This is a genomic window from Terribacillus saccharophilus (assembly GCF_046592895.1).
Classification (GTDB): Bacteria; Bacillota; Bacilli; order Bacillales; family Amphibacillaceae; genus Terribacillus; species Terribacillus saccharophilus_D.
Genome location: NZ_JAWVPU010000001.1, coordinates 660,466 through 674,782, shown reverse-complemented (window position 1 = coordinate 674,782; position 14,317 = coordinate 660,466). Strand labels below are relative to the sequence as shown.

Below are 14,317 nucleotides of genomic sequence, written 5' to 3'. Positions count from 1 at the left end.
TTTTTACCCCTTTTCCAGTGATATCTTAATCAGTAAACAGATAATCTAACGATCTAGTGATTTCCTGCTTGTAAAATTATGTAATATACTGCTGAACCTTACCCCATTCTACATAAATCAATCGTTAAAATTGTCGATAATTTGCAAAATGAGTAAAAAATACTAAACTCTTAGCGGTAATTCTGGTTGATTGAGTGTAAAGTATTTTATGTTACTTGATTTATACCGATATAAATAGCGGGATTATCTTGGAGAGGATTATTGCAATGAATAAGAATTTAGTAAAGCAAGGTACACTTGCATTGTTGTTGGCAGGTGTCCTTAGCCAGCTGCCAACTGTGCATGTATATGCAAAAGAAGAAGAAAAACAAATGATCGTTGTTTATGAAAACGAACAAGGCGAAAAAGCCGTTGAAGCAAGTGATGCAGCCATTGAGGAACAATATGACCATCTTTCGGCAGCAGCGATTGCAGCTGATGAAGCTACGATCGATGAATTGGCGAAGGATCCGGATATAAAATATGTGGAACCTGACACCAAGATTAGAATTGCTGAAAGCAGTGCTGTGCAGCCCGTAGAAACGACAACTTCAGAGCAGTGGAATCTTGCTGGCATTGGGGCATCTGCGGCATGGCAGGACGGGCTGACCGGAAAAGGTGTCAAAATTGCCATCATGGATAGTGGCATTGCTGCACACCCGGATTTACAAATAGCAGGTGGTATATCGACGGTAGATTACACAGCATCTTATGAAGATGATGAAGGTCATGGCACTCATGTAGCGGGTATAATCGGTGCAAAGCATGATGGGCAGGGCACCGATGGTATAGCGCCGGATGCAGATCTTTTCGCTGTCAAAGTGCTTGATGATACTGGTGAAGGATATCTTTCCGACTTTTTGGAAGGAATCGATTGGTCCATTGCCAATGATATGGACATCATCAATCTGAGTATGGGTACGGCAGAAAAAAGTGATGCACTGGAAGAATCGATGCAAAAGGCTTATCAAGCAGGGGTTTTATTAGTTGCTGCCAGTGGTAATGAAGGAGCTGGGTATCCGGTGGATTATCCAGCAGCTTATGAGCCTGTCATTGCAGTTTCGGCTACCGATTCTGAAAACAATATCGCCCATTTTTCTTCGGTCGGAGACCAGGTGGAGTTTTCCGCACCAGGAACAAATATCAAGAGCACATTACCAGGATCTGACTATGGAATGATCAGCGGTACGTCTCAGGCAACATCTCATGTATCGGCCATGCTAGCAATCTTGAAGCAGCAGTTCCCAACTGATTCAAATGAGCAATTACGAGTCCGGCTGCAGCAATATACCAATGATCTTGGCCAGCAAGGTCGTGATCAGCTGTTTGGTTATGGCTTGATTCACTATCCTGTTCCCGTAAAGGGGAACGAGCTTGAATCAAGTGACTCGGATGGAGAAGTTACAGCGGATGAAAAGGAAGATAAGATTCCGGTTGAGGATTTACAGACACTGGCAGATGAATTGAAACTGACAATAACGGATCTGGCAGATCTATTTGCCGCTCACGGTTTTGATTTATATAGCTACCATAACCTTGACGAGGTTAATGATGTAATCTATCGAACTATAAATGATGTGTCTGTTCATTTTCTTTTAGAGGAAGCGGATATGACTAGAGAGCAGCTTGATCAGCAGCTTGCTGCAGAAAATATGACACTGGAGGATTTCAATACTCCTGAAGAACTATCAGCATATATAAACGAGTTTGATCAGCATGGCGAAAACGTAGAAAATCAAGCAGTGACTGCGGAACAGGGTGATGCGATTCCAAAGAAACCCGTGACGGACGACCAGACTGAACCAGCACAAGCATCAGTTGGAACTGACTCTGATGGAAAAGTGGATTTGGGGACTGTCCAACAGGATGATGCTGTTAAAGACGAGGAAAATGATCCTGGGTCTGTCCAACAGGACGAGCCTGTTAAAGGTGAGGAAGTTGATCTAGGAACAGTCCAACAGGATGATACCGCTAAAAAAGAGGAAGTTGAATCGGCAGCTGTACAGCAGATTGATTCCGATAAGAAAGATAAAGATGAATCAGGAGTAGAGCAGCAGACAACCGGAACAGATAACAAAACCGACGACATCATTCTTACATATAAATCAGCTGACAAAGAAAAACAAGATGATCAAGAAGGAAAGCAAATGCCGGATACAGCTTCCCCAATCGGCAACTTCATAGCAATGGGAATCATAGTTGCTGCGGCAGGTGTAGTGCTTTACATCAGGAATCGCCGCATCAATTCATGAAGTAGGTAATAAGGTCTATCATTTTTTTGAAACTGATGTATCAGACTATTATATTTTCCGTTTTTGGACCGATATAAATATCATGAAATTCAATTATATCGAAGGGGAAATATGCGAATGATGAAGGTTTCGATAAAGAGCCTATTCTTTGTTTCGTTGTTGCTGAGTCTGACTTTCCTATTCCCGGCTGTTAAAACGCATGCCGAGGAAGAGAAGCAGATGATTGTCGTGTATAAGAATGAACAGGGGGAAGAGGCTGTTCAGGAAAGTGATGCTGCTGTCGAAGTGGAATATGACAATCTGCCAGTTGCCGCCATCACTGCCGATCCTGAAACAATTGCCGAGCTGGATGAGAACCCTGATATCAAATATATGGAGCCTGACAGCAAAGTGGAAATCTCAGACGACGGTGATACAGCCATTCGTTCTGTCAGCCAAGCAGCGTCATCCATTTTACAGCAGTGGAATCTATCTCCGATACAGGCCCAGCGTGCTTGGACGGAAGGCTGGACTGGTAAAGGTGTCAAGATTGCCGTGATCGATAGCGGAATTTATCCGCATCGGGACTTAAAGATTGCTGGAGGATACGCAGCTGTCGATTATACTTCTTCTTATAAAGATGACGAAGGACATGGAACCCATGTAGCCGGCATCATTGGTGCCAAGCACGATCAATATGGTGTGGACGGTGTTGCCCCGGACGCGCAGCTGTATGCAGTCAAAGCGCTGGGAAGTCAAGGAGAGGGCAAACTTTCTGATTTATTGGAAGGAATCGATTGGGCCATCACCAATAAAATGGACATCGTCAATATGAGTATGGGGACAGAGCGTAAGAGCAAGGCGTTGGAAGATGCTGTGAATAGGGCATACCAAAAGGGTATTCTGCTAGTTGCGGCGAGCGGGAATGAAGGGGCGGGTCATCCATTGGATTATCCAGCTGCCTTCGACAGCGTGATAGCCGTATCCGCGTCTAATGCCAAAAACGGTATTGCATCTTTTTCTTCGGTAGGGAATGAAGTAGAGTTTACTGCGCCGGGAGCGGATATTGCCAGTACTTATCTTGGTTCTAATTACGCCATGATGAGCGGAACTTCCCAAGCAGCGCCGCATGTTGCGGCCATGCTTGCAATCTTGAAACAACAATATCCGAATGAAACGAATGGACAGCTGCGCGCACACTTGCAACAGTATACCAAGGATATTGGTTCAAAAGGCCGGGATAATCTCTTCGGGTACGGACTCATTCAATATCAATCTGAACAGACGAAGCAATATCAACAAGCTTTGGCGGCAGTAGAACTCTCTGAGAAAACTAAAGTACGTGAAGACTATGATAAAGCCCAAAAGCTGACTGCCTCTTTATCAAATGGACAAGATCGTAAAACGTTGCAAAAGCGTCTGGATAAAGTGAAGCAAGCACTCACGATCCAAGAAGCAAAAGACAAAGTATCCAAAGCAGAGAAAAGCAAGAAAAAAGCAGAAATCGATGCAGCGCAGGGTGCTGTCAATAAAGTGACGGATACCACGGAGAAAAAGAATCTGCAAAAGCGCCTGGATAAAGTGAAGCAAGCACTCACAATCCAAGAAGCAAAAGATAAGGTGTCTAAAGCAGAAAAAAGCAAGAAAAAAACAGACATTGATGCAGCGCAGGGTGCTGTCAATAAAGTGACGGACACCACGGAGAAAAAGAATCTGCAAAAGCGCCTGGATAAAGTGAAGCAAGCACTCACAATCCAAGAAGCAAAAGATAAGCTGTCTAAAGCAGAAAAAAGCAAGAAAAAAACAGACATTGATGCAGCGCAGGGTGCTGTCAATAAAGTGACGGACACCACGGAGAAAAAGAATCTGCAAAAGCGCCTGGATAAAGTGAAGCAGAGCTTGCTTGTGAAGGATGCAAAAGATAGAGTCGGCAAGGCTGAAAAAAGCAAGACCAAGAAAAACGTCGATGATGCACAGAAATATATCAAGAAGCTCGCTAATGGAAAAGACAAGACAGCATTGCAAAAACGTCTGGATAAAGTCAAACAGTCTCAAATCAAAACGGCAAATGATTTGATGAAGAGCGCTGAAAAGAAAGTGAACGATTACAATATCAAAAAGGCGCAAAACTCGATCAAGGAGCTGCCTTCTGGTAGAGATAAAGATAAGCTCCAGAAACGCCTGGATAAAGTGAAGACAAAAGCAGCAGATACGAAGAAACTGAATGATGCCAAGTCAAAAGTTAAAAAGGCAGAAAAAGATAAAAAGAAGAAGTCGAAGCAATCTGCCCAAGCAGCAGTCAATAAGCTGAAATCTTCCAACGATAAGAAAAGCTTACAAAAACGAATCAACGCCATAAAGGTGAAGAAATGACAAAGAGGCATTCCAAAAGCGGAATGCCTCTTCTTATAATTCCACCGTCGCCTCACCAATTCGTTTCACACCGCGAATACGGGATACATCTTCTGCAAGCTGCAGGGCAGCTTTGTCCTTCTGCTTCGCTTCAATCATGAAATCGACGGATTTGCCAATCTCTTTCAGCTGTTTGATCAGCGGCATCAGAAACTCCACATCCACATAATCTGCATGGCTGCGATATGCTTTTTCCGATTTGGGAGAGGAGGTATGGATCTTCGGAACATGCTTGCGATCTTGCCAAGTAGCCATGAAGCGTGGAAGTATTTCTTCCAATGGCTCCTCTTCGGTATGATTGGCCATATAGTGGTGAATATCGAACATCATTGGGATCCCATGTCTTTCACATACTTCCAATGTCTCGGTTGTCGTATAAGTCTTATCGTCATTCTCCAAAGTCATCTGTGTCTTGATCGGGTCAGGCAGCTGTTTGATATTTTCATGGAAACGCTCAAGAGCAAGCTCTTTATTTCCGTAAGCGCCGCCGACGTGGATGTTGATATATGCCTCATCTTCTAATCCCATGGCTTTCAGCATATTGTAATGATATTGCATATCTTTGACAGCATTTGCAGTGATGTGCGGTTTATCACTCGTAAACAGGGTAAACTGATTCGGATGAAAGCTCACGCGGATACCGTATTCCCGCACAAGACGTCCGATTTCTTCATACAAATCAGTGAATGGTGAAATATAATCCCAATTCACTTCCTCGTGGGTGGCAAGCGGTGCAAGTGATGAAGAGAAACGGTAAAGCTTGATTTGATGAGCGATATTATAATGCAGGATGCGGATCGTGCGCTCCAGGTTTTCCTTCGTGATAGCATAAAGCTGAGCTTCTCTTTCTTCTTTTCCAAGCTTGGTCCACCTGGCATAGGTCATTGTTTTTGCCGGGGATGCTTCGTATAAGTTCAAGGCTGTCGATACGTAGCCAAAGCGGATGTGCATAGAAATTCTCCTTTGTGACAATCTGTAGCTATTTTCCCCTTCTTTTTACTTTGATAATCCTGTTTTACGATAGCTAGCCCATGCATCTTCAACAGTTCACCTGTATAATTGGACATGTGCAGGAAAAAAGTTTGAAACCTTTTGCGATTCTGCTCGTATATAAGGTACAAGATAAGAGGATGGTGAAAGATTTTGGGTATTCTTTCCCGTATATTCAAGAAAAAAGCCCCTGAGCGTCCTGCTGTGAGGGAACGTAATGCACTTTCCATCCAGGTGGGCGACATTGTCGAATATGACTTGGTTACCTATGAAGTAGTCGGTAAAATCACGCTGCGTCAAGGTAATTATGAGTGGTTCGACTACCAGTTGGTTGAAGGGGATAAGACATTATGGCTTTCTGCCGAAATGGATGATGAACTGGAACTGGGAATCTACGAAAAAATCCCGCTTTCGGTATCGAAGCCATATCCGAAGCAGCTGACACATGAAGGCCGCACATACTTCCTCGATGAGCAAGGTGAAGCAAGGGTCGTAGGGGAAGGAAGAAGTCGTAATATCAACGGTTCGATTGTCCATTATGCCGATTATTACGATGAAGATGAAGAACATTTCCTTGGCCTGGAAGGCTGGGGAAGCGAAATCGAAGTCAGTCATGGCTATGAAATCAAACCGCGTGAAATCAAAATCATTGCGGGTTCAAACTAAAATCAATCAAAGGGAGCGAATGTTATGTTTAAATTTTTTAACAGAGTGAAGACAGTCGTAAGTTCAGAATTGAATGCAATGCTGGATAAAGCAGAAGATCCGGTGAAAATGCTGGATCAGTTCATGCGCGACATGGAAGCGGATATCCGTGAAGCGGAAACTGCAGTTGCAAAACAGATTGCGAATGAAAAGATGCTGAAACGCAAATATGACGACGCAAAAGCTATGGCCGACAAGCGTCAGAAACAAGCCGAAACAGCGATTGAAGCTGGCAATGATGACTTGGCTCGCCGTGCATTGGAAGATAAGCAGACGCATCAGCAAACAGCTGATACACTTCATGCTTCCTGGGAGCGCGCTGCAAGCGATGTAGCATCCATCCGTCAGAAACTGGATGAGATGAAAAAGGAATATGCGGAAATGAAACTGAAGAAAGATTCCTTGAAAGCACGTGCAGAATCTGCCAAAACACGTACGAAGATGAACCGTACGATGTCCAATATCGGCAGTGACGAATCCCGCGGCGGCTTCGAGCGTATGGAAGAAAAGGTATTGCAATACGAAGCAGAAGCCGAGACGAGCGAAGATATGTCCAGATCCAACCGTTCCCTTGACGACGAATTCGCTGCCTTGGATAAGAATGGTGTCGACGATGAGTTAGCTGCCCTTAAAAAGAAAATGGGTAAAGCGTAAGCAGCCAAAGCCATCGGGCAGGCTGACCCTTGCTTAAAGCAAGGGTTTTCGTCTGTCTGCTGTTACATAAGGAAATAAGCGAAGGGAGGAGCTTTCATGAAATACTGGCTGGCGGGCATCTGCCTGTGCTTTGTTTTTATCCTGGCTGGCTGCGGTAATTCCGATGATCAGACTACTTCTGTCGGCGATATAACTGAAAAGGATAAAGAAACAATCACCTCTTCGTTCGAAAACAGCGTTGGGGAATCGATTGAAACGCTGATAGATAATAATTTTTATCTGCTCGATGTTGTTTCTGGTGAGAGACGGGGCAGTGCGAATGTCTATGCCACTCGCCATTTTACAGTCGATGAATTAGAGGAGCTGTTCAAGCAAACAAAAGGCCCCGACGAGATAAGTGATAAAAAGGATAATCAGCTCATGATGATCTATGATGATGTCTTCATCACTTTGAAGCCGAGTGAAGAAGATGGGGATGTCACCTTGATAGAAGTGGCGGACCGGAATTTTGTGCGGAATAACTACTCACCGAACTATTTGAATACATTCTTTACTTTCGCATTATTGAACTCCCTCTTCGGCAATAACTGGAGCCAGAGCCGAATGGATACTTGTCAGAATGGCGGCTGTTATGGCGGCTATACATCGACTTATCGTTCGGATGATAACAGCGGCGGATCAGGCGGCGCTGTAAGACGCGGTACATCCAACTATCGCGGCGGCGGTCCGGATGCTGGTAAATAAACAAGTGAATAAACAAGGAGGCATAGAATCATGAATCCATTTCTATCGACATTTCTGTATTTTGCCATTGCGGTTGTGATCGTCATCATCGGTCTTATCATTTTTGAGATGATTACACATAAGTATCGGGACTGGGAAGAAATATCTAATGGCAACACGGCTGTGGCCTTGTCCATCGGCGGGAAAGTCATTGGGATCTGTCTTGTCCTGTCATTCTCCATCTATCACAGCAGTGAACTTTGGGAGACGCTCATTTGGGGAGCTTATGGAGTTGTGCTGCAGATGGTGGCTTACTTCATATTCGAAGGCGTGACACGACGTTTCTCCGTTCAATCCAAGCTGAAAGAAAATAATATCGCCGTCGGTATCATTTCCTTGGCGGTATCCGTCGGGCTTGGATTTGTCATCGGCGCGTCCATTACGTAAGCTAAAAGCAGTTTGGAGATGTAGTGATGCAACAGAAAGTAACAAAGAAAACTTCATTCATTTATTGGGCTTCTGGAATCGTTTCGATTTGCGGTATCATTTTCGAAGTCTTATTCGGGGCCCTTGGGTCCTATATCCTTGGAGATGGTGTGAAGCAATATACACTCACCATCTCTTTGTTTTTGACAGGTATGGGGATTGGCGCAAGTATCAGTGAACGTGTGACAAAGCGTTTGATACTGGCATTCATCTACATTGAGTTCTTCGTAGCTTTGATAGGCGGCTTCTCCAGTTTCACCATGTTCGGGATCACGGCATTTACACCAGATGGTACAGATGCGTTTTATCTTTATTTCGTGACGCTGATCGTTGGTGCACTTACAGGGGTGGAACTGCCGATCTTGATCCGGAAAGCGAATGAGATCGGAGAGACGATCGGACGCAGCACGGCACGTGTCTTATTCAGTGACTATGCAGGCGGACTGATAGGAGGGCTATTGTTTGCTTTCTTGCTTCGTCCGCAGTTCGGTATCGTCAAATCGGCATTCTTGGTCGGTCTGGTCAATTTAGCCGTGGCACTGATCGTTCTCTGGTTGTTCCGGGAAGAAGTGAAAAGGATGGCCTTGCATGCCGCGGTCGGTATTGTCATAGGCATTTTGCTCATACTCGGCGTCTTCTTCGGGGAAGAGACCGCTTTTTCATTCGAGCAGAAATTGTATCAAGATCCAATCATCCATATGGAGCAAAGTCAGTATCAGAATATCATCCTCACCCGGGATGGAGATGACCTGCGCCTGTATTTGAATGGCGGCTTGCAGTTCAGCTCGTTTGATCAGCACCGTTACCACGATGCGCTCGTCCACCCGGTCATGTCCCAAGCCAAGCAGCATGACCATGTGCTGATTCTTGGCGGCGGTGATGGTTTGGCCGCAAATGAAATCTTGAAATATGACGATGTAGAGGATATCACACTCGTCGATCTTGATCCTGCTGTGACTGAATTGGCAAAGACGGAGCCAAAACTGCTCGATCTGAATAACAGGTCTTTATTAAACGATAAAGTGACCATCCACAATGAGGATGCATTCAACTATTTGAAGGACACAGAACAGATTTATGATGTGATCATCGTCGATTTGCCTGACCCGAATGATGAGAGCTTGAACAAGCTTTATACTGAGGAATTCTACTCTTTGGTGCGCAATCATATGAACCCAGAGGGTGCGATGATCGTCCAAGCGACAAGCCCGGTATTTGCGACAGAGTCGTATTGGACGATAGATGAAACCATCCGGGCAACGGGACTGGAGACAGAAAACTTGCATCTGGATGTGCCGAGCTTCGGTAACTGGGGTTTCATCATGGCCAGCAGAATGCCGATCGACCCAGAGAAACTTGAGGTCACAGTGCCGACAGAATACTTAAAGTCATCCATGATACCGGGAATGACCGAATTCGGAAAGGATGAAGACAGGGAAATCACCAATTCCGATGGTGAGACTGTAAATCTCCGTCCGAATACATTGGTGGATCCGCATTTGATCGAAATCTACCAACAGGAATGGAAGCATTACTGATTTTCTCTTGGAAGCAGTGCCCGATAAGCTACCGGGGAAGTAAGCACAGTCGATGTGTTGAAAGCCCCATAAGGAATCAACCGGTCGATCAATTCACGCATGCCGTTCATATCCGGAACAGCTGCCTTCAGCAGGTAATTGATCGGACCGGTGACCCGGTGGCATTCGAGAACTGCTTCTTCTTGTGCAATCAGGTTTTCAAACTCCAAATGTGCTATCTTCAATTCACTCACCTGAATGAACAACAGGATATCCAAACCAACCTTCGCATGCGCCACTCGGGCAGTATAATGCTCGATGACTCCGCGCTCTTCCAATCTAGCCATCCGTTCGGAAACACTCGGTCTGCTCAAGGCAAGTTTTTTGGATAATTCACTGATGGTGATACGTCCATCATGCTGCAGCAATTCGAGTAAGGTACGATCGATGTGGTCCATGATTTCCCTCTCTTTCACATTGCAGGCAGAACCTGCATATAATTTTCATTATGAATATCGAATCAAGGAATTGCCTGCAAAAATCTATTCATTTCTCATGTTATTTATTCTAACATAGAAAGTGAATTAATAGGTGCGTGATCAATACAGATCCATGCGTAACGGAGTGAACGTTTCAAAGTGGATTTTAACTTGGAGAGGAGCAACTCACTTGCTGCAAAAGTATTTGAAAATCGTTCTTGGCTGTTTCTTGGCCAGTCTTGGCTTGTACTTGCTTAAAAGTACAGAGTTGGTAACAGGTGGAACAGCAGGACTTTCTTTAGGAATATCTTATTTGCTGACCATGCCTTTTGGTGTCGTCTTTTTTATCATCAATATCCCTTTCTACATCTTTTCATTTTTGAATATGGGATGGCGTTTTACTATGACGACCATTGCTTCTGTAACCATCCTAACATTGTTTTCATTTCTCCATCCATTCTATCCAGTCATCGAACTTCCTGGCATCATCGCAGCTATAGCCGGCGGCTTGATTGTCGGCTTCGGCTTGATCTTGTTATTCATGAATCAAGCATCTCTGGGAGGGGCCAATATCCTTGCGTTATTCCTGCAAAAACGTTTCGGGACGAATCCAGGCACAATCAACTTCATCTTTGATTTCTGCGTGGTGATGATAAGCCTTTATTCGGTCGGTCTTATCAACGGCGTCTATTCCATTCTCTCGATTGCAGTGACTTCGTTTGTCATCAGCTACTTCAAGGAGAAGTTCTCCAGACCATTACCAACTGCGAAAACTGTACCAGTAGCCCAAGCGGCTGAATGAACGAAGGAGAAATCCTTCGTTTTTTTGATAGTATAATTTGGGCGGGGGGATGAATTTGGATAAAGAAATGCTAAAAGAGAAACTTATACAAGCAGCAGAAAATCAGAAGTTGGAAACAGCTTCGATCGAAGTGTTATTACCTTTGATGCTGCCGCATATCGGTGACCGTGATCCTATTCTGCGGGATAGGCTTATATATGGGCTGGCAAGTGAGTGGATAACAAAAGGAATGGTTTCTCCGAAATTGATGAACAGCATTATGGCAAAGCTTATAACGGATGAGTATCTTCATGGCGATGAAATTTATACGAGAAGCTTTACGACATTGTGGATTGCAGCTCTTCTGTATCGGCATAGAATGGAAGCTTTCTTATCGGAGTCTGCAATAGATGAAGTTTATCAAAAACTGCTTGCTTACATCCAAAAAGAGACTGTTGGGAAGGGCTATGACAATACTTATGGGTGGGTTCATACATTGGCACATGCGGCCGATGCATTGGACGCGCTGATTCTTTTGACTGAGCTGACGAATGATCAGCGGCAGCAGCTTGTAAAAGAGATCATTAGTAAAATGGCGTTCCCTCATCAGACTTTATCTCATGAAGAGGATGAAAGAATGGCAATAGCTATCATTTCTGCTTTAAAGATGGGCATATCTCCAAGGTTAATCGAGAGCGTCTTAACAGAAAAAACATTGGAAGTCGTTGCTTGCTGGAAAACTGTTAACGAAGCGAACATGCACATACGCGCAAATTTTAAGCAGTTCATCCGCAGTCTATACTTTTGTACAGTAGACTATCCGGATTTGCAGAAAACATTGCTTGAGTGTGAGCAGTTATTTTCTGGAATATATCATAATAAGCCTTCTTCCTGATTGTTGTTCAGATGTATTTGTTATATGATAATCCCGAAAGTCTGTTTAAAATAATTTATTATAAAGAGTGATGATAATGGAACAACATTTGACATATACAATGCCTCCTGAGTGGGAGGAGCATGAACGCACGCTGATCGCTTGGCCTGTGCGGGAATCGATGGTTTACCCGGAGGATTGGGAAACTGTCTGCAAGGGTTATGCAGAATTGATTCTGGCGATAGCGGAATTTGAGCCCATCACTGTTTTGGTGAATGCGAAGGAACGTGACGTCGCGGCATCATACGTGGATCAAGATGAAAATGTATCGCTGCTTGAAGTTTCGCATAACGATGCTTGGCTGCGTGATAATGGACCGACATTCGTCCGGAATGAGACAGGGGAGCTTGCGGGTGTAAACTGGAAGTTCAATGCCTGGGGTGAAAAATACTTCCCTTGGGACCTTGATGATGCCGTTGCTCCGGCTGTCTTGAAACATTTTGATGTAAAGCAATTGGATGCGCCCTTTGTATTGGAAGGCGGATCGATCCATGTCGATGGGGAAGGCACGTTGATCACGACCGAGGAATGCTTGTTGAATCCGAATCGTAATCCCGATTTAACGAAAGATGATATTGAAGCATACCTTCGTCAATATCTTGGTATCGAAAAAGTGATTTGGCTTAAACGCGGGGTCGCGGGTGACGAAACGGATGGGCATGTCGATAATATTGCCTGTTTCGCGGCACCCGGTAAGCTGCTGCTGCAAGTGACAGACGATCCTGAGGATGAAAACTATGAAATCACGCAGGAAAATCTGCGGATTTTGGACGAGACCAAAGATGCAAAAGGTCGCCAGATCGAAGTGGTTGCAGTCCAGCAACCGCCAAAAGTCACCTGGAACGACACACGCCTGACATTGAGTTATATCAATTTCTATTTCGTGAACGGCGGCATCATCCTTCCTGTGTTCGGTAATACTGCAGGAGGAACGGATGAGCGGGCAATCAAAACATTGCAAGCGCAGTTCCCGGATCGCCGCATTGTGACAATCGATGGACTGGCTATCATCAAAGAAGGCGGAAATGTGCATTGTACGACGCAACAGATGCCCACGCTGAAGGAGGGAAGCAATTGAGGAAGGTAACAGTAGCCGCTACACAGATGGCTTGTTCAGATACAGTGGATGAAAATATCGCAAACGCCGAAAAGCTTGTCCGGCAAGCTGCTGACCAAGGCGCCAATGTCATCTTGCTTCAGGAATTGTTCGAAACGCCTTACTTCTGCCAGAAGGAAAAACCTGCTTATTATGCTTATGCCACAGAGCTGGAGCAAAACAAAGCAGTGCAGCATTTCAAGCAAGTGGCAAAAGAGCTAGGGGTTGTGCTGCCAATCAGCTTTTATGAGAAGAAAAACAATGCAAATTATAATACGGTAGCAATGATTGATGCAGATGGATCAGTACTTGGTATCTACCGTAAAACCCATATTCCGGATGGACCGGGCTATGAAGAGAAATATTATTTTTCCCCTGGCGATACTGGTTTCAAAGTATGGGAAACGACATTCGGCAAGATAGGCGTAGGCATATGCTGGGATCAGTGGTTCCCGGAAGCAGCGCGCAGCATGGCGCTTCAAGGGGCGGAGATCCTGCTATATCCAACGGCAATCGGCTCAGAGCCCGAGGATGCTAGCATCGACTCGAAAGACCATTGGCAGATGTGCATGCGCGGGCATGCAGCGACGAATTTGATGCCCGTTTTGGCTTCTAATCGGATCGGTGTGGAAAACGATGAGGATTCCAGTATCACATTTTACGGATCATCATTCATTGCCGGACCGCAGGGCAATTTATTAGCCGAAGCAGGGCGTAAGGAAGAAGAGATCCTGACTGCTACATTCGATTTGGACGAATTAGCTATGCAGCGTGTGGAATGGGGATTGTTCCGGGATCGTCGTCCGTCGATGTACCGCAATATCCTGAGCTCTGATGGCTCGACAAGTGTATAAAAGTAAAAGCTGCCAGTTCAAGCTGGCAGCTTTTTTTAATGGCGGGGCGCAAAGAGCATGACGGCAACACCTGCAATGCATAACACTGCGCCAATCCAGTCGTACATATCCGGCGTTTCTTTATCGATGAACCATCCCCAAAAGAGGGATAAGACAATGAATACACCACCATATGCGGCATAGACGCGACCGAATGTCGGGAAGGTCTGGAAAGTGGCGATGATGCCGTACAAGACGAGGGCGATTCCACCCAGAAATCCGAGATATCCTGGGCGACCGTCACGCAACCACATCCAGATCAAATAACCGCCGCCAATTTCGGCGATTCCCGCAAGCAGGAAAATGAAAACGGAGAGAAACATCCTTTTTGTCTCCTTTTATGTAATACCCTTATGGTAGCTTAAACGACAAACAAA

14 protein-coding genes are annotated in these 14,317 nt (G+C 44.9%); 11 read left to right on the top strand and 3 right to left on the bottom strand.

Going from position 1 to position 14,317, the window contains the following annotated elements:
* The first annotated feature begins 266 nt into the window (after nucleotides 1-266).
* Entirely contained in the window at nucleotides 267-2,291 is a 2,025-nt protein-coding gene (locus tag SFC66_RS03285; RefSeq protein ID WP_411217275.1) for a S8 family peptidase, read from the top strand.
* Nucleotides 2,292-2,408: 117 nt separating this feature from the next.
* Nucleotides 2,409-4,643: a S8 family peptidase gene (locus tag SFC66_RS03280; RefSeq protein ID WP_411217274.1), complete on the top strand. Its 2,235-nt coding sequence runs from the start codon at nucleotides 2,409-2,411 to the stop codon at nucleotides 4,641-4,643.
* A gap of 33 nt (nucleotides 4,644-4,676) precedes the next feature.
* Here SFC66_RS03280 and uvsE read toward each other — a convergent pair whose 3' ends face one another.
* Nucleotides 4,677-5,633, bottom strand: coding sequence for a UV DNA damage repair endonuclease UvsE (uvsE, locus tag SFC66_RS03275; RefSeq protein ID WP_411217273.1), 957 nt, complete (start codon nucleotides 5,631-5,633; stop codon nucleotides 4,677-4,679).
* A 192-nt stretch (nucleotides 5,634-5,825) separates the two neighbouring features.
* Between uvsE and SFC66_RS03270 the strand changes: the two genes are divergently transcribed.
* From SFC66_RS03270 to SFC66_RS03250, 5 genes are all read left to right on the top strand, one after another.
* Nucleotides 5,826-6,338 carry a DUF4178 domain-containing protein gene (locus SFC66_RS03270; RefSeq protein ID WP_411217272.1) on the top strand — a complete coding sequence of 171 codons (513 nt, stop codon included), beginning with the start codon at nucleotides 5,826-5,828 and terminating at the stop codon, nucleotides 6,336-6,338.
* 24 nt (nucleotides 6,339-6,362) lie between these two features.
* Nucleotides 6,363-7,031, top strand: a complete 669-nt coding sequence (locus tag SFC66_RS03265; protein ID WP_411217271.1) for a PspA/IM30 family protein — start codon at nucleotides 6,363-6,365, stop codon at nucleotides 7,029-7,031.
* Nucleotides 7,032-7,127: 96 nt separating this feature from the next.
* The gene (locus SFC66_RS03260; protein ID WP_411217270.1) at nucleotides 7,128-7,775 is read left to right on the top strand and encodes a DUF4247 domain-containing protein; all 648 of its coding nucleotides are present in this window, start codon (nucleotides 7,128-7,130) and stop codon (nucleotides 7,773-7,775) included.
* A 30-nt stretch (nucleotides 7,776-7,805) separates the two neighbouring features.
* Nucleotides 7,806-8,201, top strand: a complete 396-nt coding sequence (locus SFC66_RS03255; protein ID WP_411217269.1) for a DUF350 domain-containing protein — start codon at nucleotides 7,806-7,808, stop codon at nucleotides 8,199-8,201.
* 23 nt (nucleotides 8,202-8,224) lie between these two features.
* Nucleotides 8,225-9,778, top strand: coding sequence for a polyamine aminopropyltransferase (locus SFC66_RS03250; RefSeq protein ID WP_411217268.1), 1,554 nt, complete (start codon nucleotides 8,225-8,227; stop codon nucleotides 9,776-9,778).
* Here SFC66_RS03250 and SFC66_RS03245 read toward each other — a convergent pair.
* On the bottom strand, nucleotides 9,772-10,215 hold the full coding sequence (locus SFC66_RS03245) for an Lrp/AsnC family transcriptional regulator (protein WP_411217267.1): 444 nt from the start codon (nucleotides 10,213-10,215) through the stop codon (nucleotides 9,772-9,774). The genes SFC66_RS03250 and SFC66_RS03245 overlap by 7 nt on opposite strands.
* 211 nt (nucleotides 10,216-10,426) lie before the next feature.
* Here SFC66_RS03245 and SFC66_RS03240 point away from each other — a divergent pair, with 211 nt between their 5' ends.
* The 4 genes from SFC66_RS03240 (at nucleotide 10,427) to aguB (ending at nucleotide 13,901) form a co-directional block, all read left to right on the top strand.
* Nucleotides 10,427-11,038 carry a YitT family protein gene (locus tag SFC66_RS03240; RefSeq protein WP_411217266.1) on the top strand — a complete coding sequence of 204 codons (612 nt, stop codon included), beginning with the start codon at nucleotides 10,427-10,429 and terminating at the stop codon, nucleotides 11,036-11,038.
* A 55-nt stretch (nucleotides 11,039-11,093) separates the two neighbouring features.
* Nucleotides 11,094-11,912, top strand: a complete 819-nt coding sequence (locus SFC66_RS03235) for a DUF2785 domain-containing protein (RefSeq protein ID WP_411217265.1) — start codon at nucleotides 11,094-11,096, stop codon at nucleotides 11,910-11,912.
* 67 nt (nucleotides 11,913-11,979) lie between these two features.
* Nucleotides 11,980-13,029, top strand: a complete 1,050-nt coding sequence (locus tag SFC66_RS03230) for an agmatine deiminase family protein (protein ID WP_411217264.1) — start codon at nucleotides 11,980-11,982, stop codon at nucleotides 13,027-13,029.
* On the top strand, nucleotides 13,026-13,901 hold the full coding sequence (aguB, locus tag SFC66_RS03225) for an N-carbamoylputrescine amidase (protein ID WP_411217263.1): 876 nt from the start codon (nucleotides 13,026-13,028) through the stop codon (nucleotides 13,899-13,901). Before SFC66_RS03230 ends, aguB begins: the two co-directional genes overlap by 4 nt.
* Before the next feature lie 35 nt (nucleotides 13,902-13,936).
* Here aguB and SFC66_RS03220 read toward each other — a convergent pair whose 3' ends face one another.
* On the bottom strand, nucleotides 13,937-14,263 hold the full coding sequence (locus tag SFC66_RS03220; RefSeq protein ID WP_411217262.1) for a YnfA family protein: 327 nt from the start codon (nucleotides 14,261-14,263) through the stop codon (nucleotides 13,937-13,939).
* Between the last annotated feature and the right edge of the window lie 54 nt (nucleotides 14,264-14,317).

What these genes read in the sequence shown, in the direction of transcription:
- SFC66_RS03280 (WP_411217274.1), top strand. Translation starts at nt 2,409, where the DNA reads ATGATGAAGGTTTCGATAAAGAGCCTATTCTTTGTTTCGTTGTTGCTG.
- SFC66_RS03245 (WP_411217267.1), bottom strand. Translation starts at nt 10,215, where the DNA reads ATGGACCACATCGATCGTACCTTACTCGAATTGCTGCAGCATGATGGA.
- SFC66_RS03285 (WP_411217275.1), top strand. Translation starts at nt 267, where the DNA reads ATGAATAAGAATTTAGTAAAGCAAGGTACACTTGCATTGTTGTTGGCA.
- SFC66_RS03255 (WP_411217269.1), top strand. Translation starts at nt 7,806, where the DNA reads ATGAATCCATTTCTATCGACATTTCTGTATTTTGCCATTGCGGTTGTG.
- SFC66_RS03220 (WP_411217262.1), bottom strand. Translation starts at nt 14,263, where the DNA reads ATGTTTCTCTCCGTTTTCATTTTCCTGCTTGCGGGAATCGCCGAAATT.
- SFC66_RS03265 (WP_411217271.1), top strand. Translation starts at nt 6,363, where the DNA reads ATGTTTAAATTTTTTAACAGAGTGAAGACAGTCGTAAGTTCAGAATTG.
- uvsE (WP_411217273.1), bottom strand. Translation starts at nt 5,633, where the DNA reads ATGCACATCCGCTTTGGCTACGTATCGACAGCCTTGAACTTATACGAA.
- SFC66_RS03260 (WP_411217270.1), top strand. Translation starts at nt 7,128, where the DNA reads ATGAAATACTGGCTGGCGGGCATCTGCCTGTGCTTTGTTTTTATCCTG.